We start from the raw sequence: 19328 nt of genomic DNA, 5'->3' as shown, positions 1-19328 counted from the left end.
GCGGCGCCGACCACTCCCCATACGGGATCCGGCGCGATGTTCGTCCGCTCCGACTATGTCGTCCTCGTCGGCGGGGCGATCGCCGTCGTCCTGGCTGGGGGTGACGCACTATGCCGGGGCGGGGGAAGTGTTGCCCTTCGTTTGCTCGGCGGTGGCGGTCACCTTGCTTGCCTCGCTCGTCGGGCGGTCGGTGGAGCAGCTGGGTGATCGCTTTGGGCCCGGCGCGACGGGTGTCTTGCAGTCGGCGCTGGGCAACCTGCCGGAGCTGTTCATCGCGCTCTTCGCGCTCAAGGCCGGACTGGTCGCAGTCGTCCAGGCCGCGCGGATCGGCTCGATCCTGGCCAACCTGCTGCTGGTTCTGGGCATGTGCTTCGTGGTGGGCGGGCTCAAACACGGGCCGCAAAAGTTGGACAGTCAGCGCGCCCGGCAGATCACCGTGCTGATGGTGCTGCCGGTCGCGGCGATGGTGATCCCCTCGATCGCGCACTAGGTGCATACTCCGGCCAGCGAGCACGAGAAGGCGTTCTCGCTGATCACCTCCGTGGCGCTCGTCGGGCTCTTCCTGCTGATCCTGCCCGCTTCGCTGCGCCGGCAGAGCACGAGCGAGGAGTCGGGGTCCGAGCCGATGCACCACGAGGCCCCGCGCTGGCCGCTCTGGCTCGCGGTTGGCTTGTTGGCCTTGGCGGCGGTCCTCGCGGCCTTCGTCTCCGACTGGTTTGTGAGCGCTCTTGAGCCGGCGATGGCTTCGTTCGGGATCTCGGAAGCCTTTGCCGGCCAGGTCGTCGTGGCCATCGCCGGCAATGCGATCGAGAATGTCGTCGGGAGCGCCGCGTTGATCGCGTTGTATGTCGTGATCGCCACCGTCTTCTGGTGGGGCTGACCGACTCCGCGCTTCGCCGCCGGCCACAGGCCGTGGCGCAATGTCATGTGAGGGCGGGGATAACATCGCATTATGACCGCGACCGACTACGCCCATCCTGAACGCCTCGTGTCCACCCAGTGGCTCGCCGACCAGTTGGCCGCTGGCGCTGCGGGCGCGGGGACGCAGATCGTCGTGCTGGAATCGGACGAGGACGTGCTGCTCTACGAGACGGGGCACATCCCGGGCGCGCTGAAACTCGACTGGATCACCGACCTGAACGACCCGCTGACCCGCGACTACATCGACGCCGAGCAGTTCGCTGCCGTGATGAGCGCGCGCGGGATCAGCCGCGACACGACCGTGGTCCTCTATGGCGACAAGAGCAACTGGTGGGCGGCCTACGCGCTATGGGTGCTCAGCCTGTTCGGACACGAGAACGCCAAGCTGCTCGATGGCGGGCGCGCCAAGTGGATCGCCGAGGGACGGGAGCTGACCACCGCGATCCCGGAGGTCGCCCCCGCGACGGGGGAGGCGGCATACCCCGTGGTCGAGCGAGACGACGCGCCGATCCGGGCCTTCAAGGAGGACGTGCTCGCCCACCTCGGCAAGCCGCTGGTCGACGTCCGGTCGCCGGGGGAGTACTCCGGGGAATTGCTGCATATGCCGGACTACCCGCAGGAGGGCGCGGTGCGCGGCGGGCACATCCCGGGTGCCAAGTCGGTCCCGTGGGCGCGCGCGACCAATGCGGACGGCACGTTTAAGTCGCGGCCCGAGTTGGAGGCGATTTACCTTGCGGAGCAAGGACTTTCGCCCGAGGACGAGGTCGTGGCCTATTGCCGGATCGGTGAGCGGAGCAGCCATACCTGGTTCGTGCTGCATCACCTGCTCGGCTTCGACAAGGTCCGCAACTATGACGGCTCGTGGACCGAGTGGGGCAATGCCGTGCGCGTGCCCATCGAGAAGTGAGCGCTGGGTGACTGCTTCCGCTGATGGCGGGGCGATGCCCGCGTCGCTCGCCGAGATCGCCGCGGACTTCCTCGACCTCGCCCCGAAGGACCGGCTGCAATTGCTGCTGGAGTTCAGTCAGGGTCTGCCCGACCTCCCCGAGCGGTATGCCGATGCCCCCGAGTCGCTGGAGCAGGTGCACGAGTGCCAATCGCCCCTCTTCCTGACCGTCGAGGTGGGGGAGGGTATGCCGCGTGGCGCCCAGCCGGTCTCCCTTTTTTTCTCCGCCCCGCCCGAGGCACCGACGACCCGCGGGTTCGCGGGGATCCTGCACGAAGGGCTGGACGGGTTGAGCGTCGATGAGGTGCTGGCGACTCCCGAGGCGGCCCCGATGTCGTTCGGTCTCGCCGAGGTCGTCTCGCCGCTGCGGCTGCGCGGCATGGTCGCGATGCTGAGCCGGATCAAGCGCCAAGTGGCGCTGAAGTCCGGCGCGGCCCTGGCCTGAGCGACCTCAGCTCCGCTTGTCCGGCGTCAAGATGGCGATCGGGATGACCCGTTCAGTCTTGGCCGCATAGCCCTCGAAGCCCTTGCCCTGACGAGTGACGACGTCACGCCATAGCCGGTCGCGCTCCGCGCGTCCCGCGACCCGGACGGTGACCTTCTCGATCGACGAACCGCGCTGGACTGTGGCGCTTTTCGCCGCCCGGAGGTTCTTGAACCACTGAGGTTCGACGTCGGACCCGTTGTAGGAGCCGACGACGAGGAGCCCGCCGTCGTGCTCGAAGAAACCGACCGGCACCGTATGCGGCGTCCCGCTTCGTCGCCCGGCCACGGTCAGCAGGAGGACCGGGGTGCCGCGAACAGCGCCGCCGATCCGGCCGCCACTCGCGCGATACAGCGCGCTGGCAACGGGGTTGGCGACCTTCATGACCTTGTCGAGTGCGCTCATGAGGTGACGGTATCCCGCATACTCCAACCGGCGGGATGGTGCGCGGATCGGTTGCATCTTCTGCGTTGCCGGCGATGCGTCGCTCACCTGTGAGTGTCGGCCATGTCCAGCCAGCACGGACTGTTTTCAGATCTAACGATGACCTGAATTCGGACCAGAACGTACAATGCAGGGCATGTTGACGATCTCGCTGTCTGACCTTAAGGCGCACCTATCCGAGAACGTCGAGCGCGCCGAGGTGGAGCACGAGCAATACATGATTACGCGCAACGGCCGGCCGGCCGGCTGTGGTGATGGTGTCGGCTGACGAGTGGGAGTCCGTCCAAGAGACGTTGTTCTGGCTGTCCCAGCCTGGCATCGCGGACGCGCTCGACGAGGCCAGGGCAGACGTCGCGGCGGGGCGAGTCCTCGACGAGGGGCAAGCGCGTGCAGCACTCGGCCTTCCCGCGCGTGCGCCGCGACGCGGCCGCGTGTCGTGACAACGCCGTCGGGCCGAACAACGGGCTCGACCACGCGAGTGCAGCGTCCATTGACAACGTCGTCACGATCCCAGCAACCCTGCTCGGTCGAACCCTGGGATTCCTGAGCGGGGAGCAGGAAGCGCTCCTCGCGAGGGCGATCGTGCTTGCCTACGACCTCGAAGTACCGCTCCTGAACGATCACTGAATTCGCTCACCGGCTCATTCACTTTACATAATGTTCCTTATCGGCGCTGAACTATGGGTACGGAGATGCATGCGATGCCCACTGGGTAGTCCTCGACTACGGGGCCCGAAAGTGCAGCCGCTTCTGCGCGTTGAGATCGAAGCTGAGCACGGTGTGGCACCCGGCTGCGTGACATGACTGAGCGATCATGGCATCGGCGAAGTCGGCTCCTGCCCGGACCTCGGCCGTTGACCTTCGGACTAGTTGCTCATCTTGCGTCCTCAGGTCCCTTGAGTCCATCAGGGCTTCCAGGGCAGTGACCACGTCTTCGCTCGCCAACTTGTAACCGCGGGTCAGGACCCAGTAGGTCTCGACGAGGACGACCGTGGTGAGCAGGCCGGGCTCCGTCGGCGTCAGCCGGGCGAAAGCCCGCGTGGCGGCCTTGGACTGCTCGGGGTCGTCCTGCACGAGGTGGCGGACCACCACGTTGGTGTCCAGACCGATCACAGCCCCATAGCCCCCGCCGTGATGGCATCGTCCATCTCGCTGAGGCTGAGGGGCGGACCCGCGTACTTCAACGCGCCGGCCAGATCAGCCGCTGGTTTGTTGGCGACCCGAATCACGAAGTCCCCCTCTGAGTTTCGGGTGAAGCTCACGCTGACGCCCGCGGCCAACCCCAGGGCAAGTCGGACGTCTTTCGGGACGGTGATCTGACCCTTGCTCGTCATGGTTCCGATGCTCATGCTCCACCTCCTTACAGCAGTGTAAGGCGCCACTCCCGTCGCATCAACTCCCGTGCCTTCCAGCTAAGTACATCGTTCCGGCTCTCCGTGCCTGGGGCGGACATTTGGAATACCCTATAGGCCGTCGGATGAGTGAAACAGGGCCCAAAGGGACCCTTCTATTGAGCATTGGTATTCGAAATGTTCGCGTCGCCCACGACGGTTAGGACCAAGCAGTCCTCGATTGACGGTGGTTCGGCCACCCGATGCGGTCGTCGAGCGCCCCAAGCGCTAGTGATCGGAAAGGTTCCGAAGGTTGACGTCCAGGACCGTCACCCCCAGTGACCTCCATGCCGCCAGCAGTGCCGCATTCCCGGTCACCGCCACGAGTTCAGAATCACTGAGCGCGGCGGCTGCCGCGCAGTGAGCGGCGTCGAAACCGCGGAGCGACTGGCTTCGCGCGAGTTGGGCGGCGCTGTCCGCGAGCTCCTTCGTTAGATCGATCACATCGACGTCGGGCCAAATGGCGAGGAAATTCGCCCAGGCACGGTCGTGTTCCTCGGGTGTGATCCGCTGTCTGCGCTCTGCCATCGACAGCGCCGCCGCCGTCTCGATGTAGGTCAACCTCAGGCTGGCTCGCCGGGATGCTCCCTCCCAGATCTCTCGGCAGATGTCACTACTCGCCTCAGCAATGAGAATCGGCACGATCGCTGAAGTGTCCAGATAGACGATCAACGACGCTGCTCGGCAATGAGGTCACTCACCGGACCCGCCGTCGTGATGGGCTCTGGCAGCGCCGAGACGTGTGGACGTGCCGGCGTGACCTTGCCCTCCAAGATCAACTGCTCAAGTTTGGTCGGCACACCCACCGGGATGATGCGCGCTACTGGACGACCGTGATCCGTCACGGTAATGATGTGACCCTCACGCACTGACGCCAGGTGACGGCTGAGGCCATCCCTTAACTCGCGCACTCCCACGCTGGACATTTGTCTCCCTGGTAGCCACTTGTGGTGCACCCATTGTAGCCACGAGGGCCGACTCCCCCAGGCCTACGTGTTCGGACGAGTGACGCCACCGGTCTGGTGTCGACGGTGCCTTACTCAAGGCCGTGCCTTCCTCAGATTGCGGTCCTCAGCGCCGGAAGCAGTCCCCGGTAGGTGGCGCCAATCTCTACGATGGGGCACCGTGATCGATCGCGATGACGCTCCCCCCACTGACTCCCCCACCGGCTCCACCGGCGCCGACGAGATCGTGCCGGAGGAAGTGAGTTTTGACGAGCATCTGTTCCCGGCCCGCCCGGCGCGGCTGCGACCGCGAGCCCGGCTGCGCGACCGCTTGTGGCAGCGCAAGGCCAAGCAACCCGGCTCCCCCACCGGCGACAACGCTGACTACATCAACTGGCTCGTGTCCGAGTCCATGCTCGCCGACGCGGAGATCTTCACGCGCAACTTCTCCGGTATGGGGAGCATGTGGCAGAACCCGTATGCCGCGCCCGATCCCCGCGCCGCCATCGACAAGGCGGCGGTCTGGTTCACGGCATACCCGATCTCGATGATCACCAAGGAGAACAGCACCTTCCTGGCGACCCTCGGTGACCCGGATCTGTGGAATGCGTTCCAGCAGATCGGGATCAGCGCCATACACACGGGCCCGGTCAAGCGCGCCGGCGGGATCACCGGCTGGGAGCTGACCCCCTCCGTGGACGGGCACTTCGATCGGATCTCGACGCAGTTCGACGATGTGTTCGGCACCGAGGACGAGTTCCGTGCCATGTGCGAGGTCGCCACCGCCCACGGCGGCACCGTCATCGACGACATCGTCCCGGGCCACACGGGCAAGGGAGCGGACTTCCGCCTCGCGGAAATGAAGGTCGGCGACTACCCCGGCATTTACCACATGGTGGAGATTCCCAAGGAGGACTGGGACCTCCTGCCGAAGGTCCCACGTGGCGCCGACTCGGCGAACCTCGACGTGGAGACCGAGAAGAAGCTCTCCGACGCCGGCTACATCGTCGGGGAGATGCAGCGCGTCATCTTCTTCGAGCCCGGCGTGAAGGAGACCAACTGGTCGGCCACCGCCCCGGTCCTCGGCCCGGATGGCGAGGAGCACCGCTGGGTCTACCTCCACTACTTCAAGGAGGGCCAGCCCTCACTCAACTGGATCGACCCGACCTTCTCCGGAATGCGGCTCGTCATCGGCGACGCCTTGCACTCCCTCGGCGACCTGGGCAGCGGGGCGCTGCGCCTGGATGCCAACGGCTTCCTCGGCGTCGAGAAGTCCGCGACCGGCGGACCGGCCTGGTCCGAAGGGCACCCGCTCTCCGAGGCGGCCAACCAACTTATCGCCAGCATGGTCCGCAAGGTGGGCGGCTTCACCTTCCAGGAGCTCAACCTCACCATCGACGACATCAAGTCGACCTCGGCTCGCGGCGCGGACTTGTCCTACGACTTCGTCAACCGCCCGGCTTATCACCACGCCATGGCGACTGGCGACACGGAGTTCGTCCGGCTGACCATGCAGGCGGCGCGGGACATGGGCGTCGACACCGTGTCCTTGGTCCACGCCCTGCAGAACCACGACGAGATGACGTACGAACTCGTCCACTTCGCCACGCTGCACGCCGGCGACACCTTCACCTTCCGAGGTGAGGAGATCCTGGGCGGCGACTTGGCGCTGCTGATCCGCGCCGAGCTCACGGCGGCACTCGCGGGCGAGTCCGCGCCATACAACGCGATTTTCACCACCAATGGCATCGCCTCGACGACGGCCTCGATCATCGCGGCTTCCCTCGGCATCACCGACCTGAGCGCGATCACCCCGGAGCAGGCTGAGTCGATCAAGCGGGCACACCTGCTGCTCGCGATGTACAACGCGTGGCAGCCGGGGGTGTTTGCCCTCTCGGGTTGGGATCTCGTGGGCGCACTCCCCCTCGAGCGCAAGGTGGTCGCGCCGCTGATCAAGGATGGCGACACCCGGTGGATCCACCGCGGCGCCTACGACCTCCTCGGTTATCAGCCGGACGCGAGCGAGTCCACGGCCAAGATGCCCAAGGCCACTGAGTTGTATGGCGCACTCCCCCAGCAACTCGATGACCCCACCTCGTTCGCCTCTCGCCTGCGCGACATCCTCGCGATTCGGGCGAAGTACGGCATCGCCACGGCGCAGCAGCTCGACATCCCGGCGGTGTCCCACAAGAGCATGCTCGTCATGGTCCACCGGCTCGCCGACGCCGACCAGATCACCGTCCTCAACTTCTCGGCCGAACCGATCGCCGGCAGCGTCCGGTCCGAAGTTCTCACCCCCGGTAGCAAGGTCGTCGACCTGGTCACCGGCGTCCCCGCGGGCGAGGTCGACGACCTACACAGCCTGTATGTCGCGCTCCAACCCCACGAGGGCCGCGCCCTGCTGATCATCCCGCCGACCGGGGCCGCCTCATCTGAGTGACGTCGTCCGTCACGGTGGGGTGACTCCCCGGGTCACTCCACCGTGACGGACTTGGCCAGGTTGCGCGGCTTGTCGATGTCGTGACCCAACGCCAGGGCCGCGTGGTAGGCCAACAACTGCGTCGGGATCGTCAGCAGGATCGGGTCCAGCTCCGGCTCCGACTTCGGGACGATGATGCGCTCCACGTCCAGGTCGCCGAAGTCCACATCCGCGTGGGTGATCGCGACGACCGGCCCGCGACGTGCTTGCACCTGTTGCACCGCTGCGAGATTGCGTTCGGTGAGGTCGTCCTGGGGGACGATCGCGACGGTGAGCAGCTTGGGCTCGATCAGCGCCAACGGGCCGTGCTTCAACTCGCTTGTGGGATACGCCTCGGCGTGGATGTAGCTGATCTCCTTCAGCTTCTGCGCTCCCTCCCGCGCGACGGGGTACTGGCGGACGCGGCCGATATAGAACGCGTTCTCCGCCTTGGCTAGCGTGGTGGCGACCTGCGCAATGTGCGCCTCGTCGTCGAGGATGTCGCGAATCTGCTCGGGCAGCCGCTTGATCGCCGTGAGGATGCGTTCGCCGTCGGCGACGGACAAGTCCCGTAGGCGTCCGAGGTGAAGGGCAAGCATGGCAAAGGCGATCGCCATATTGGTCAACGCCTTTGTTGACGCGACCGCGATCTCCGGCCCGGCGTGCAGATAGATGCCGCCGTCCACCTCCCGCGCGATCGTGGAGCCGACCGCGTTGACGACGCCAATGACCTGACCGCCCTTGCGCTTGATCTCCTGAACCGCGAAGGCGGTGTCGGCCGTCTCCCCGGATTGGGACACCACGACATACAGCGTGTCGGGTTCGATGATCGGGTTGCGATAACGGAATTCGGAGGCCGCCTCGGCGTCGGCCGGGATGCGCGCCAGATCCTCGATAAGTTGGGCGCCAATCTGGCCCACGTAGTAGGCCGACCCGCAGCCGAGCAGCTTGACCCGCCGGAAGGCCCGCAACTCGCGCGGAGCCAGATTCAGTCCGTTGAGGCGGGCCGTCGCGAACCGGTCATCGAGCCGTCCCCCGATCACTGCTGCCGCCTTCTCCGGCTGCTCCTGAATTTCCTTGTACATGTAGTGCTGGTGCCCGGTCAGCTCCCATTCGGCGGCCGCGACCTCGATCTCGACCGGCTCGCGGCCGGTGTCGTTGGCGGCCCGGTCGAAGGTCGTGAAACCCCCTGCCGTCACGGTGGCGAGTTCGCCGTCGTCGAGGTGCACCACCTGGGACGTATGCCGCACGAGCGCCGCCGCGTCGCTGGCCACCAGCATCTCCTTCTCCCCCACGCCCAGGATGAGTGGTGAACCGTGGCGCGCCACGACGATGCGGTCGGGGTGCTGCTCGTCCATGACGGCGAGCGCGTAGGTCCCCACGATCTTGCCGAGCGCCTCCAGGACGGCTTCCTCCAGGGTCGCGGCGGACGACCGGGCGATCAGGTGCGCGATGACCTCGGTGTCGGTGTCGCTCGTCAAGGTCACCCCGGCCTGGGTGAGCTGATTACGCAAGCCGGCGGCGTTGTCGATGATCCCGTTGTGCACGACGCTGATGCGTCCGTCGGCACTTCGATGCGGATGGGCGTTGGCCACCGTGGCCGGACCGTGTGTCGCCCAGCGCGTATGCCCGATTCCGACCTTCCCGGCGAGCCGCTTGGGGACCTCCGCCTCCAGTTCGCGGATCCGACCGACCGCGCGCACGACGGTGGTGCTCGCGCGGCCCCCCGACGGCGTCCCCAGAACGGCGATGCCGGCGGAGTCGTAGCCGCGGTATTCCAGGGTCTTCAGCCCGTCGATGAGGACGGGCGCGGCGGGCTTCGGGCCGACGTAGGCGACGATTCCACACATACTTGGTGTTTCTCCTGAGGTGGGTAAGAGTGCTGACGGCGCATCCGGCCGAACTGGCCGCGGTCAGCCGTAGACGAGGCGACGAAGCTGTCTAACGGAGAGCTCCGGCGCTGCGACGAGGCGAGCGCGCAACTCGGCCGCGATCTGTTCGAACGCCGCATCATTGCGGACGCCGTGCAACTGCAAGTCGTGATGCCGACGCCGGACAACGTCAGCCACCGGCTCGCGATACCAGGCGAGTACGTCGTCAACGACTCGGCGAGCCTCGCCGGGACTGAGCCCCGTCGAATCCGCGATGCGGTCGACCAGGTCCTGATCCGGCATACGACCATCGTCCACCACTGATGAAGATATTCAAAGAATCTGCCCGAGATCGGGCAGATTCTCTCAAGAACGAGTCCAAACTGGCGCCATCCACGTGTCTCCATCACGTCAGGGCTCATCGGAGCTGACTTCTGGCCGCAGGACTTCGAGGGCCGCGACCTCCACCTCGTAGAAGCTCACCATCCGGCCCGAACTGCGCGACACACTCCGGCGCAGGGCACCCTCGACCCGGACGTGATCACCCACCCCAAGGGTCGCGGCCGTGGCGCGAAGTTCCGCGGTCCAGCAGCAGCAATGAATGGCATCGGAGCGCCCCCGCTCAACGTCGCTGCGGGGCGGCCGGCGAACCGCCACCCTCAGTGACCGAACCACGGAGCCACTAGGAAGCTCACGCTCCTCCTCGACCGCGGTCACCCGGCCCTCGAGCACGATGTGGTTGATGTCGGCGGGCAAGGTGGGCGCTGGTGCTGCTGGTGTCGTTGTCATAACCACCAGAGTTGCCGTGCTCCGGCCGCGGTGGCTAGCACGAGTTCGAGAGCCTGTGGACGGACGACGGAACTGAGGGGCGAGAACCAGTGGATAACTCAGCGCTGGCGGTCTCTGGCGCAAACCCGGGCACGTGAACCCAAGTCGTTACGCAACCGCTACCATATGGACTGGCAGTAACTCGTGGTGCTGTCCGTTTGATCCAATCCCGGGACGCCGGGCAGTACGGAGTTAATTGTGGGCACGCGGGCAAGCCGGATTGCCGGTCTGGCAATGGCGGTTGCGATGGCGGGTTCCGTCGCGGGCGCAAATGTCGCGACCGCGGCCGGCACCGATTCCCCCAGCGCCTCGTTCTCCTCCCCCGTCGCGAACTCCTCCTCGACGGACCCCGGCAGCAGCACGACCGCCACGGACCCCACGGGCGAGCCAACGATCACCCCCGAGCAGTTGGCGGCGCAGATCGCGCGCGCCAACGAGCTGCGCGACCAGATCGTCTCGCGCAATGGCGCGATCAAGGCCGTCCTCGACAAGCTCGACGCGTCGACCAAGGCAGCCAACTCTGCCCTGGAGGACTACAGCAAGGCGCGCAACGCCGAGGATGACGCCAAGGCCGAGTCCGCGCGACAGAGCGAGATCGCCAAGGCGCTGCAGGATCGCCTGGATGAGGCTCGCGACGACCTCGGCAGCTGGGCCGTCGACGCTTACACGCAAGGCGGCAGCTGGGCGGAGTCCCTCTCCTTCCTGGATGCCCTGTCGCAGGAAGCCGACGAGTCGTCCAACCCGCTGACCGACCTCAACTTCGTCACCGATAACCGCATTCGGTCCGTCGAGGACCTGCGCGAGCTGACCGTTCACCAAAAGCTCGCCTCGATGAAGTCCGATGCCGCGGCCGATCTCGCCATCACGGCAGCCGCCAAGGCCAAGAAGTCCAAGATCGCCGCGACGGCGGCGGTCAACGCTCACCGCGACGAACTCAAGACCCTTCAGCAGGCCAACGCCGACGTCATCGCCGAGGCTGGTCCACTGGCCGGTGCCCTACTCGGCAGTGGCGACCAGAGTGCCGTCGACGCAGCCAACGCGTTGAGCCAGGCGCTGGAGACCGCCAATGTCGACGTGTCCAGCCTGAAGCTGACGCCCTGCACCGACAAGACCGGCGTGTGGCCCAACGGCCAGATCCCGCCGTCGGCGCTGTGTCCGCTCGTGGGCAGCACCGACGAGTTCCTCATCCCCGCCGCCGCCGCTGCGTTCAACGCGATGAGCAAGGCGTATGCCGAGGAGACCGGAAACCTCATCTGTGTCACCGACGGCTACCGCTCCTACGCCGAGCAGGTCAAGATCAAGGAGATCCGCGGTCCCTGGGCGGCGACTCCCGGCACCAGCGAGCACGGACTCGGCAAGGCGCTCGACCTGTGCGGCGGCATTCAGAGCTACAGCGACCCGGCCCACCTGTGGATGGTCCGCAACGCTCCGCTCTTCGGCTGGTTCCACCCCTCGTGGGCGGCCCAGGGCGGCACTCTCCCGGAGCCGTGGCACTGGGAGTTCGCGGGCTGATCGGGCCTGGCGACGCTGAGTACCGCGCCTTATTCACCCGGCGGTAACCTTTGTGCGACAGTTTCGCCATGAGTTACGTGGCGGACGCCCCGATTGATGCGCCGGACTATCGGGCCAACAGTCGTTTCGTCGGATCGTGGTACTGGTACGACTGGGCTAACTCCGCTTTCGTCACCACCGTCGGCACCGTGCTATATGGCCCCTACATCACCTCCATCGCCAAGGCGGCCGCCTGTCCTGGCCAGGACACCGACCTGGACTGCGCCACCAATCTCCACGTCTTGGGGATCCCGATCGCACCCGGATCGCTCGCGCCATACACCACGACCTTCGCCACGATTCTGTCGGCGATTGTCCTGATCTTCGTCGGCGCCATCGTCGACCGGATGGACCGGCCGGCCAAGTTCCTGGGCGCGTGCGCATGGTTGGGCGCGGCCAGCGCCGCCGGCCTCTTCTTCGTCACCGGCACCCGCTGGCAGCTCGGCGCCATCCTGATGATTCTGGCCACGATCTTCCTCGGGGCCTCGCTGGTGACCTACGACTCGCTGCTCAACCAGATCGCGGCTCCCAATGACCGAGATCGGGTCTCCTCACGCGGCTGGGCGCTCGGCTATCTCGGCGGGGGGCTCCTGCTCGCGGTGAATCTCGTCCTGGTGACGATGAAACCGTTCGACCTCTCCACCGGTATGGCCGTGCGCATCAGCATGCTGAGCGCCGCCCTTTGGTGGGCGATCTTCGCGATCATCCCCGTCCGGGGTATGTGGGCGTTGCGCAGCGTCACCAAGCCGGTGACCGCCGCCGACGAAGGACCAGTCAGCGGCAGCCTCGCACAGCTCAGCAACACCTTCCGAGACCTACGCCGGCACCACCCCCAGACGATGCTCTTCCTGCTCGCCTACCTGTTCTACAACGACGGCATCCAGACCGTCATCTCCTCTTCGAGCCTGTATGGCGCGGAGGAACTCAAGTTCGAGCAATCCCAGCTGATCGCCCTGATCCTCCTGGTGCAATTCGTCGCCTTCGGCGGTGCCCTGCTTTTCGGGGCTGTGGCTGGCCGGGTCGGCGCCTCCAAGACGGTGCTCTGTTCGCTCGGCCTCTGGACGCTGATCGTCGCGGCCGCCTACTTCGTCCCCGAACGGAAATTCGTCCCATTCCTGATTCTCGGGATCGCCATCGGCATCGTTCTCGGCGGGTCGCAGGCACTCTCGCGCAGCCTCTACAGCCAACTCGTGCCCAAGAACCGCGAAGCCGAGTACTTCGCGCTCTACCAAGCGATGGAGCGCGGGACGAGTTGGTTCGGGACGCTGCTCTTCGGCGTCGTATACCAACTCACCCATACCTATCGATTGGCGATCATCGCCCTGATCATCTTCTTCGTCCTCGGCGGCGCCCTGCTGTCACGGGTGGACTTCCGTGAGGGCATTCGCCAAGCCGGCAACGAGCAGCCCGCGCTGGTCTGAGCCCGCGCTGGTCTGAGCCCGCGCTGGTCTGGGTGGACGCTCCCCGAGTCACAACCAGGGCGTATGCCGCCCGACCGGGCCGCGCTCAGGCGCTGCGCTTGGTCTGCTTCTCGCCCCGGGAGGCGCGCAGGATCTCCAGGCGCTCCTCCAAGAGCTCCTCAAGCTCGGGGATGGAGCGGCGCTCCAGGAGCATGTCCCAGTGCGTGCGGGCGGGCTTGACAGGCTTGCGCTCGGGCGCGGAGCCGTCGAGAAGCAGTGCCTCCTCGCCGCAGCGGCACTCCCATGTGGCGGGGATCTCCGCCTCGATGGAGAAGGGCAACTCGATGCGGTGCTCCTGGGGGCACACATAAACGACGATCTGGCGCTCGCTGGGGACGACGTTCTCGGACGTCTCCATGCTGAACGAAACCATGCGGCTGCCGCGAAGGGTGCGATCGGCCATGACGGGGTTCTCCCTTGAGTGAGTTTGAGCGAGCGCCCAGGGGTGACTGGATCGCGTGAATTGTCAACGCATCAGGACGGGTGGGTTGTTCCGCGGCGGGACGGTGAAATCCGACCTTGGGGCATGTTGTTCCGACGCTGGAACAACGCATCCGGTTGCGTAGCCGCCGGCTCCAGTTTCCCCCGGTGCCATGGTCCGGCACCGCCCAAAACGGCGACCCTACAGTCTAGCAGCTTTAGGGGACGCCCGCGTAATCGGCCCAATTGGGGTTCAGCGATCGATGACGGAGCCCTCGACCGTGCTGCCGCCACCGGGACCGGGACGCATCGGCGTGGCCAGGAACCTGGCCGCTACTGCGCGTTCCAGGAAACCCCGGGTCAGGGGTCGCGTCACGGGCAGGATGAAGAAGAACCCCACGATGTCGGTCACAAAACCTGGCGTCACCAGCAGCGTGCCCCCGATCAGCACGAGCGCGGCATCGGCCAACTCGCGCGATGGCATCCGGCCCGTCTGCAGGGCGGTGCTCAACGCCCGCCACGTGCGCGCGCCTTCACGGCGCACCAGCCAGGCGCCCAGCGCGGATTCGAGCAGGAGGAGCAGGACCGTCGGCCAGCCGCCGATCACCTTGCCGACCCCGATGATGGTGGCGATCTCCACAATCGGGACGATCAGCAAGGCCACGAAGAGCCACCGCCGCCACCGGGTGCGGCGGCTTGCCGCGCCGGACGGGGTCACAGGTTGTGCCATCGCTCCTCCATCCGGGTAAGCCGCCGGGCCTGAGTTGCCCGATGCGCCACTCCCCAGCGAGTGATCCGTTTCAGCGACTCACTCGCCACGTCGCCATTCATCTTCGAATCGCCCAGTTCGCGCTCGACGAAGGTGATCGGAACCTCGCGCACGACGAGTCCGGCCGCGATCGCCCGCCGCGTCAAGTCCACCTGGAAGCAATAGCCGTGCGATTCCACCGAGTCGAGGTCGAGCTGACGCAAGGCGCTCGAACGATAGACCCGGAACCCCGCGGTGGCGTCGTTCACGGGCATACCGAGCACGAGGCGGGTGTAGATATTGCCCCCCATGGACAACATCTTGCGTTGGAGGGGCCAATTGACGATGGCACCGCCGCGCACATAGCGGGACCCGATGACCACATCGGCGTGCCCGATGGCATCCAGCAGCTTCGGCAGATCCACCGCCCGGTGGGAGCCGTCCGCGTCCATCTCGACCAGGGCGTCATACCCGCGAGCCAGGCCCCACTCGAAGCCAGCCAGGTAGGCCCGGCCCAGGCCCTCCTTCGCGGTGCGATGCAGGACGTGGACCTGCGGGTCGGCCGACGCCAATTCCTCGGCGATGTCCCCGGTACCGTCGGGCGAGTTATCGTCCAGGACCAGCACGTCGACCGCGGGGGCACTGGCGCGCACGCCGGCAACCATGCGCGCGAGATTGTCGGCCTCGTTGTAGGTCGGGATGCACACCAGGATTCGCTGGATCGGGCCACGGTTGCCCGCGGCACTAGGGGACACAGCGTCAGGCACTGGCGGTTTCCTTGCTCTTCGAGGTCGGGGTGGGGTGCTCATCATTATCCCGGCGCGAACGCCGCCTCCCCGCCCAGGCGCCTCCCGCCCAGGCGAGCAACAGCCCGCCCAGGGAGACATATTCCGGCGCCCGACCGATGCGATCGGCGACGGTGATGCCGCTGCGCAATTCGACATTCGAGGAGGCGGTGTATGCCGTGAACAACGACGACTTGTTGGCGTACGTTCCATCGGCGTTGATGAAGCCACTCACCCCCACGGTGGAGACGTGCACGACGCTGCGGTTGTGCTCGATCGCGCGCAGCCGGGAGATGGCGAATTGCTGCTCGGACTCGGCGGTATAGCCAAACGTCGCATTATTCGTCTGGACGATGAGCACGCTCGGCACGTCCGGCCGGTGGGTCACCGAGGTGCGGACCAGCCCGTCATACGCCACCTCAAAACAGATCGTCGGCAGGGCCGCGAAGGTGTAGGGCTGGCCCGGCGAAGAGTAGTCGGTGCTCAGCTCGAAGTAGCCGGTTTGGGTGCCCTTGGCCATCCCGTCCCGCACGAGATCGACATTGCTGTTGAAGTGCCGAAAGAAGCTCTTCGCCGGAACGTATTCGGCGAACGGCACGGGGTGCTGCTTGATGTAGCGCTCCGGGTCGACTTCACCGGGCCGGTAGAGCAGGGACGCATTGGAGACGAACGGGGCCGGCTCCTCCAGAATCGCCCCGATCAGGAAAGTCGCGGGGATCGCGGCCCGGGCCCGGTTGATGGCGGCGGCCGCGTCGAGGTTGCGGAGGGGGTCGATATCCGAGGAGTTCTCCGGCCAGACGATCAGGTCGGCCCGGGACAGATAGGTCGCCAACTTTTGCGTCTCGCGCACATGGTTGTCGAGGACTGCGCGCCGCTCGGCATTGAAGTCGAGCCCCGGTTTGGGGACATTCCCCTGGACCAATGCGATCTCCGCCATCCGCGGCGCGGCGTCTCCCCCGAGGCCCACCTTCAGCCCCCCGACAAGGTATGCCGCGGCGAGCGTTGCGACGATTCCCAGCACCGCCGCGCCGGGCCGACGGCGGAGGGCGACGGCCGCGGCATACAGCAAGACACCGACGGTGGCGACGCCCGCGGTCACGAGGGGAGCGCCGCCGAGGGAGGCGAGGGTGCGCAGAGGGGAATCGGCCTGGGAGAAGGCGAGGCGGACCCACGGGAACCCGCCGAAGGGTGTCGTCGAGCGGGCCCACTCCCCCACGACCCACCCGAGCGGGACGATGCCGTATGCCGCCCACCCCCACCTGGCAGCGACCAATCGCCGTTGGAGGGGACCGACGACGGCGACCATCACGGCCACATACAGCGCTTCCAAGGTGGCGAGGGCGAACCACGGAACCTTGCCGACGTAGACCCCGGACCAGGACAAACTCGGGATGAAGTAGGCGAGGCCGCCGACCAGGCCGGTGAGCAAGCCCGTGCGCCACCGCGCGCACCACCCGGCGGCAGCCACGAGCGCGCAGCCGAGCCACGCCGAATACCACCAGTTGGTCCCGGGGAAGGCCAGCGCGATCGCGCCGCCGCCCGCCAAGGCCAGTAGCAGGCGAGCCGGCAGGATCGGGCCGGCGGTGGGGTCGAGACGCACGGGCTAACGGTACGTGCTCGGCCTTGAGGGATGCTCCAGCCGGGGCTAGTCGACGACGCCGGACCCCCACGTCCAGGCGGCGACGTCGGGCATGTCGGCGAGATGCTCGCGGATGTAGATCTCGTGCTCGGCGAGGCGCCGATCGCAATACTGCACCAACTCGGTCCAGCCCGCCGTGCGTCGCGCGCTCCGCCGCAGCGCCTCCTTGGCGAGGTCATAGCGGCTCATCCTGTTGAGCACCACCATGTCGAATGGCGTGGTCGTGGTGCCCTGCTCGTTGAACCCGCGCACGTGGAAGCGACCGGGATCGGAGCGGCCGTGGACGAGTTGGTGGACCGCTCGCGGGTAGCCGTGGAAGGCGAAGACGACGTGCTTGTCCTTGGTGAACAGGTCATCGAACTGGGTGTCGGTGAAGCCGTGCGGGTGATCGTTCTCCGGAAGCAACGCCATCAAATCCACGACATTGACGAACTTGACGCGCAGGTCCGGGGTGAAGTGGCGCAGCAGTTCGGCCGCGGCCAATGCCTCTTGCGTGGGCACATCGCCGGCGGAGGCCATGACGATGTCCGGGACGCCGGAGTCGTCCAGATTGGATGCCCAGTCCCAGGCCCCGGCACCGGCGGCGCAATGGTCGTCGGCCTCGGCCAGGGTGAGGTACTGAAGGTGCTTCTGCTTGTCCACCACGATGAGGTTCACGTGGTCCTTGCTCTTCAAGCAGTGGTCGGCAATCGAGAGGGCCGTGTTGGCGTCCGGGGGCAGCCACACCCGAACCACATCGGGGGCGAGCGGGATCAGGCAGTCGATCAGGCCGGGACCCTGGTGGCTGAAGCCGTTGTGATCGTTGCGCCAACAGGTCGAGGTCAACAGGATGTTGAGCGAACTGACCGAGTCACGCCAGCGCAGTGTTTGCGCGTGCTGCAACCACTTGACGTGCTGAATGGCCATCGATGCCGACACCATTGCGAAGGCCTCATAGGTGGCAAACAGGCCGTGTCGCCCGCTCAGCAGGTAGCCCTCCAACCAGCCTTGGCATAGGTGCTCGCTCAGGACTTCCATGACGCGGCCGTCCGGTCCGAGCTTCTGGTCGGTTTCGGCCGCGGGCCCCATGAAGCATCGGTCGGTCACCTCGAAGACGTCCTGGAGGCGGTTGGACGCCGTCTCATCCGGGCAGAACAGCCGGAAGGTGCCGCCGCCGTCCGGGCGGCGGTCCGCGGCATACACATCGCGCATCAGCGAGCCGGTGGATTTGGTGTTCTCGAACGACACGGTGCCGCGGCCGTCGCCGAGGCCGATTTCATAGGTGCTCAGTTCGGCCGGGATGGGCAGGTCCCGCCGAAGTCGCCCGCCATTGGCGTATGCCGTGGCCGACATTCGCTTGTCCCCGACCGGACTCAGGGCGGCTAGGTCGGGCACGAGGCGTCCGCTCTCGTCGAAGAGGTCGTCCGGGCGGTAGGACTCCAACCAGCTCTCGAGGATCCGCAGGTGGTCGGGGTTGTCAACGACACCGGACAGCGGCACTTGGTGGCTGAGATTGGTGCCTTCGACCTGCACCCCGTCGACCTCGTGCGGACCCGTCCACCCCTTTGGCGTCCGCAGCACGATGGCCGGCCAGGTGTAGCGCTGGGATGGGCTTGCCCCGTCGAGCGCTTCGGCGCTTCGGGCAACCGCCCGCATGGCCAGGACGTCCGTTTGCGCCTTGGCCAGGGCGGCATACAACTCGGTGAAGACCTGCTTCGGGTCGTCGCCCTCGACGAAGACCGGGTCCCACCCTTGTGAGCGGAGATAGGCCGCGACGTCGTCGTCGCTGGTGCGCCCGAGGACGGTCGGTCCCGCGATCTTGTAACCGTTCAAGTGCACGATGGGAACCACGGCACCGTCGCGACGCGGGTTCAAAAAGTAGGGCAGCCGCCAGGACGCGGACAACGGGCCGGTCTCGGACTCGCCGTCGCCGACGACGCCAGCCACGAAGAGATCGGGGTGATCCATCGCCGCGCCGCCCGCATGGATCAGGGCGTAGCCGAGTTCGCCGCCCTCGTGGATCGAGCCGGGAGTCTGCACGCTCACGTGGCTCGGGACGCCACCGGGCGAGGAGAACTGCCGACAAAGTCGGCGGATCCCCGCCGCGTCATCACCGACACGCGGATAGATCTCCGAATACGTGCCCTCCAGCCAACTCGCGGCGACAAGGCTGGGCCCGCCGTGGCCGGGACCGGTGACGTAGAGCCAATCCGTGTCGCTCTCGCGGATGATCCGGTTGAGGACGGCATAGATCATCGAGAGGCCCGGGCTGGTCCCCCAGTGCCCCAGCAACCGCGGCTTGATGTGCTCGGCGGCGAGCGGTTCGCGCACGAGGACGTTGTCCTGCAAGTAGATCTGCGCGACCGTCAGGTAATTGGCGGCGGCCCACCACCTGAGGTCGAGCGCCAGGCTGTCGTCGTCGTACGTTCCGAAGGATGTTTCGGGCATACCTCCATCCA

Annotated in this window: 23 protein-coding genes; 10 read left to right on the top strand and 13 right to left on the bottom strand. The window is 66.5% G+C overall.

Annotated features, from left to right (window positions below; genetic code table 11):
* The first annotated feature begins 55 nt into the window (after positions 1 to 55).
* The 4 genes from BN13_RS19895 to BN13_RS00985 all read left to right on the top strand — a co-directional run bounded on the left by BN13_RS19895 (position 56) and on the right by BN13_RS00985 (position 2312).
* Positions 56 to 490, top strand: coding sequence for a calcium/proton exchanger (locus tag BN13_RS19895; RefSeq protein WP_053079680.1), 435 nt, complete (start codon positions 56 to 58; stop codon positions 488 to 490).
* Positions 491 to 880, top strand: a complete 390-nt coding sequence (locus tag BN13_RS19890) for a hypothetical protein (protein ID WP_053079679.1) — start codon at positions 491 to 493, stop codon at positions 878 to 880. It begins immediately after the preceding gene.
* A 72-nt stretch (positions 881 to 952) separates the two neighbouring features.
* Positions 953 to 1828 carry a sulfurtransferase gene (locus tag BN13_RS00990; RefSeq protein WP_048543694.1) on the top strand — a complete coding sequence of 292 codons (876 nt, stop codon included), beginning with the start codon at positions 953 to 955 and terminating at the stop codon, positions 1826 to 1828.
* Between the two features lie 34 nt (positions 1829 to 1862).
* Positions 1863 to 2312: a SufE family protein gene (locus BN13_RS00985; protein ID WP_048543692.1), complete on the top strand. Its 450-nt coding sequence runs from the start codon at positions 1863 to 1865 to the stop codon at positions 2310 to 2312.
* 6 nt (positions 2313 to 2318) lie between these two features.
* Here BN13_RS00985 and BN13_RS00980 read toward each other — a convergent pair whose 3' ends face one another.
* Complete coding sequence (locus BN13_RS00980; RefSeq protein WP_162199892.1) at positions 2319 to 2756, bottom strand: nitroreductase/quinone reductase family protein; 438 nt, start codon at positions 2754 to 2756, stop codon at positions 2319 to 2321.
* A 175-nt stretch (positions 2757 to 2931) separates the two neighbouring features.
* Between BN13_RS00980 and BN13_RS19885 the strand changes: the two genes are divergently transcribed.
* Genes BN13_RS19885 through BN13_RS00970 form a run of 3 tightly spaced genes read left to right on the top strand, consistent with a single transcriptional unit; the run spans position 2932 to position 3422 of the window.
* Positions 2932 to 3063, top strand: coding sequence for a type II toxin-antitoxin system Phd/YefM family antitoxin (locus BN13_RS19885; RefSeq protein WP_201329033.1), 132 nt, complete (start codon positions 2932 to 2934; stop codon positions 3061 to 3063).
* Positions 3050 to 3235, top strand: coding sequence for a type II toxin-antitoxin system Phd/YefM family antitoxin (locus BN13_RS20855; protein WP_201329032.1), 186 nt, complete (start codon positions 3050 to 3052; stop codon positions 3233 to 3235). Before BN13_RS19885 ends, BN13_RS20855 begins: the two co-directional genes overlap by 14 nt.
* Entirely contained in the window at positions 3183 to 3422 is a 240-nt protein-coding gene (locus BN13_RS00970; protein ID WP_048543690.1) for a hypothetical protein, read from the top strand. The genes BN13_RS20855 and BN13_RS00970 overlap by 53 nt, the downstream gene beginning before the upstream one ends.
* A 96-nt stretch (positions 3423 to 3518) precedes the next feature.
* Here BN13_RS00970 and BN13_RS00965 read toward each other — a convergent pair whose 3' ends face one another.
* From BN13_RS00965 to BN13_RS20545, 4 genes are all read right to left on the bottom strand, one after another.
* Positions 3519 to 3908, bottom strand: coding sequence for a PIN domain-containing protein (locus BN13_RS00965; RefSeq protein ID WP_048543686.1), 390 nt, complete (start codon positions 3906 to 3908; stop codon positions 3519 to 3521).
* Positions 3905 to 4144 (bottom strand): AbrB/MazE/SpoVT family DNA-binding domain-containing protein, encoded by a 240-nt coding sequence (locus BN13_RS00960; protein ID WP_048543684.1) that lies wholly within the window; start codon positions 4142 to 4144, stop codon positions 3905 to 3907. Before BN13_RS00960 ends, BN13_RS00965 begins: the two co-directional genes overlap by 4 nt.
* Positions 4145 to 4414: 270 nt before the next feature.
* Entirely contained in the window at positions 4415 to 4858 is a 444-nt protein-coding gene (locus BN13_RS00955) for a type II toxin-antitoxin system VapC family toxin (protein WP_048543683.1), read from the bottom strand.
* Positions 4855 to 5112 carry a type II toxin-antitoxin system Phd/YefM family antitoxin gene (locus BN13_RS20545; RefSeq protein ID WP_048543682.1) on the bottom strand — a complete coding sequence of 86 codons (258 nt, stop codon included), beginning with the start codon at positions 5110 to 5112 and terminating at the stop codon, positions 4855 to 4857. Before BN13_RS20545 ends, BN13_RS00955 begins: the two co-directional genes overlap by 4 nt.
* Positions 5113 to 5314: 202 nt before the next feature.
* Between BN13_RS20545 and treS the strand changes: the two genes are divergently transcribed.
* Positions 5315 to 7570 (top strand): maltose alpha-D-glucosyltransferase, encoded by a 2256-nt coding sequence (treS, locus tag BN13_RS00945; protein ID WP_084733878.1) that lies wholly within the window; start codon positions 5315 to 5317, stop codon positions 7568 to 7570.
* Between the two features lie 32 nt (positions 7571 to 7602).
* Here treS and glmS read toward each other — a convergent pair whose 3' ends face one another.
* The 3 genes from glmS to BN13_RS00930 all read right to left on the bottom strand — a co-directional run bounded on the left by glmS (position 7603) and on the right by BN13_RS00930 (position 10248).
* The gene (glmS, locus tag BN13_RS00940) at positions 7603 to 9438 is read right to left on the bottom strand and encodes a glutamine--fructose-6-phosphate transaminase (isomerizing) (protein WP_048543678.1); all 1836 of its coding nucleotides are present in this window, start codon (positions 9436 to 9438) and stop codon (positions 7603 to 7605) included.
* A gap of 63 nt (positions 9439 to 9501) precedes the next feature.
* Positions 9502 to 9762, bottom strand: a complete 261-nt coding sequence (locus BN13_RS00935; protein ID WP_048543676.1) for a hypothetical protein — start codon at positions 9760 to 9762, stop codon at positions 9502 to 9504.
* Positions 9763 to 9870: 108 nt separating this feature from the next.
* Entirely contained in the window at positions 9871 to 10248 is a 378-nt protein-coding gene (locus tag BN13_RS00930; protein ID WP_084733483.1) for a single-stranded DNA-binding protein, read from the bottom strand.
* 285 nt (positions 10249 to 10533) lie between these two features.
* Between BN13_RS00930 and BN13_RS18190 the strand changes: the two genes are divergently transcribed.
* Together BN13_RS18190 and BN13_RS00920 are read left to right on the top strand one after the other, a co-directional pair.
* Entirely contained in the window at positions 10534 to 11799 is a 1266-nt protein-coding gene (locus BN13_RS18190) for a M15 family metallopeptidase (protein WP_157038366.1), read from the top strand.
* Between the two features lie 68 nt (positions 11800 to 11867).
* Positions 11868 to 13259: an MFS transporter gene (locus BN13_RS00920; RefSeq protein ID WP_084733482.1), complete on the top strand. Its 1392-nt coding sequence runs from the start codon at positions 11868 to 11870 to the stop codon at positions 13257 to 13259.
* 85 nt (positions 13260 to 13344) lie between these two features.
* On the opposite strand, the gene BN13_RS00915 is transcribed toward BN13_RS00920, so the two are convergent.
* From BN13_RS00915 to BN13_RS00895, 5 genes are all read right to left on the bottom strand, one after another.
* The gene (locus BN13_RS00915) at positions 13345 to 13701 is read right to left on the bottom strand and encodes an RNA polymerase-binding protein RbpA (protein WP_048543669.1); all 357 of its coding nucleotides are present in this window, start codon (positions 13699 to 13701) and stop codon (positions 13345 to 13347) included.
* 270 nt (positions 13702 to 13971) lie between these two features.
* The gene (locus BN13_RS00910) at positions 13972 to 14448 is read right to left on the bottom strand and encodes an FxsA family protein (protein WP_048543667.1); all 477 of its coding nucleotides are present in this window, start codon (positions 14446 to 14448) and stop codon (positions 13972 to 13974) included.
* Entirely contained in the window at positions 14433 to 15275 is an 843-nt protein-coding gene (locus tag BN13_RS00905; protein WP_084733481.1) for a polyprenol monophosphomannose synthase, read from the bottom strand. Before BN13_RS00905 ends, BN13_RS00910 begins: the two co-directional genes overlap by 16 nt.
* The gene (gene lnt, locus BN13_RS00900; protein ID WP_235433892.1) at positions 15226 to 16851 is read right to left on the bottom strand and encodes an apolipoprotein N-acyltransferase; all 1626 of its coding nucleotides are present in this window, start codon (positions 16849 to 16851) and stop codon (positions 15226 to 15228) included. Before lnt ends, BN13_RS00905 begins: the two co-directional genes overlap by 50 nt.
* A 45-nt stretch (positions 16852 to 16896) precedes the next feature.
* Positions 16897 to 19317 carry a phosphoketolase family protein gene (locus BN13_RS00895; protein WP_048543665.1) on the bottom strand — a complete coding sequence of 807 codons (2421 nt, stop codon included), beginning with the start codon at positions 19315 to 19317 and terminating at the stop codon, positions 16897 to 16899.
* Positions 19318 to 19328: the final 11 nt, after the last annotated feature.

Origin of the sequence: Nostocoides jenkinsii Ben 74 (genome assembly GCF_001046875.1) — a bacterium.
Lineage (GTDB): Bacteria > Actinomycetota > Actinomycetes > Actinomycetales > Dermatophilaceae > Nostocoides_A > Nostocoides_A jenkinsii.
Note: the sequence above shows the minus strand (reverse complement) of the source record. Positions and strands in the feature narration are given on the sequence as shown.

Coding starts and splice junctions, on each gene's coding strand:
- BN13_RS19895 (WP_053079680.1), top strand. CDS start 56: ATGTCGTCCTCGTCGGCGGGGCGATCGCCGTCGTCCTGGCTGGGGGTG.
- BN13_RS00990 (WP_048543694.1), top strand. CDS start 953: ATGACCGCGACCGACTACGCCCATCCTGAACGCCTCGTGTCCACCCAG.
- BN13_RS00985 (WP_048543692.1), top strand. CDS start 1,863: ATGCCCGCGTCGCTCGCCGAGATCGCCGCGGACTTCCTCGACCTCGCC.
- BN13_RS00980 (WP_162199892.1), bottom strand. CDS start 2,756: ATGAGCGCACTCGACAAGGTCATGAAGGTCGCCAACCCCGTTGCCAGC.
- BN13_RS19885 (WP_201329033.1), top strand. CDS start 2,932: ATGTTGACGATCTCGCTGTCTGACCTTAAGGCGCACCTATCCGAGAAC.
- BN13_RS20855 (WP_201329032.1), top strand. CDS start 3,050: ATGGTGTCGGCTGACGAGTGGGAGTCCGTCCAAGAGACGTTGTTCTGG.
- BN13_RS00960 (WP_048543684.1), bottom strand. CDS start 4,144: ATGAGCATCGGAACCATGACGAGCAAGGGTCAGATCACCGTCCCGAAA.
- BN13_RS20545 (WP_048543682.1), bottom strand. CDS start 5,112: ATGTCCAGCGTGGGAGTGCGCGAGTTAAGGGATGGCCTCAGCCGTCAC.
- glmS (WP_048543678.1), bottom strand. CDS start 9,438: ATGTGTGGAATCGTCGCCTACGTCGGCCCGAAGCCCGCCGCGCCCGTC.
- BN13_RS00935 (WP_048543676.1), bottom strand. CDS start 9,762: ATGCCGGATCAGGACCTGGTCGACCGCATCGCGGATTCGACGGGGCTC.
- BN13_RS00930 (WP_084733483.1), bottom strand. CDS start 10,248: ATGACAACGACACCAGCAGCACCAGCGCCCACCTTGCCCGCCGACATC.
- BN13_RS18190 (WP_157038366.1), top strand. CDS start 10,534: ATGGCGGGTTCCGTCGCGGGCGCAAATGTCGCGACCGCGGCCGGCACC.
- BN13_RS00920 (WP_084733482.1), top strand. CDS start 11,868: ATGAGTTACGTGGCGGACGCCCCGATTGATGCGCCGGACTATCGGGCC.
- BN13_RS00915 (WP_048543669.1), bottom strand. CDS start 13,701: ATGGCCGATCGCACCCTTCGCGGCAGCCGCATGGTTTCGTTCAGCATG.
- BN13_RS00910 (WP_048543667.1), bottom strand. CDS start 14,448: ATGGCACAACCTGTGACCCCGTCCGGCGCGGCAAGCCGCCGCACCCGG.
- BN13_RS00905 (WP_084733481.1), bottom strand. CDS start 15,275: ATGAGCACCCCACCCCGACCTCGAAGAGCAAGGAAACCGCCAGTGCCT.
- BN13_RS00895 (WP_048543665.1), bottom strand. CDS start 19,317: ATGCCCGAAACATCCTTCGGAACGTACGACGACGACAGCCTGGCGCTC.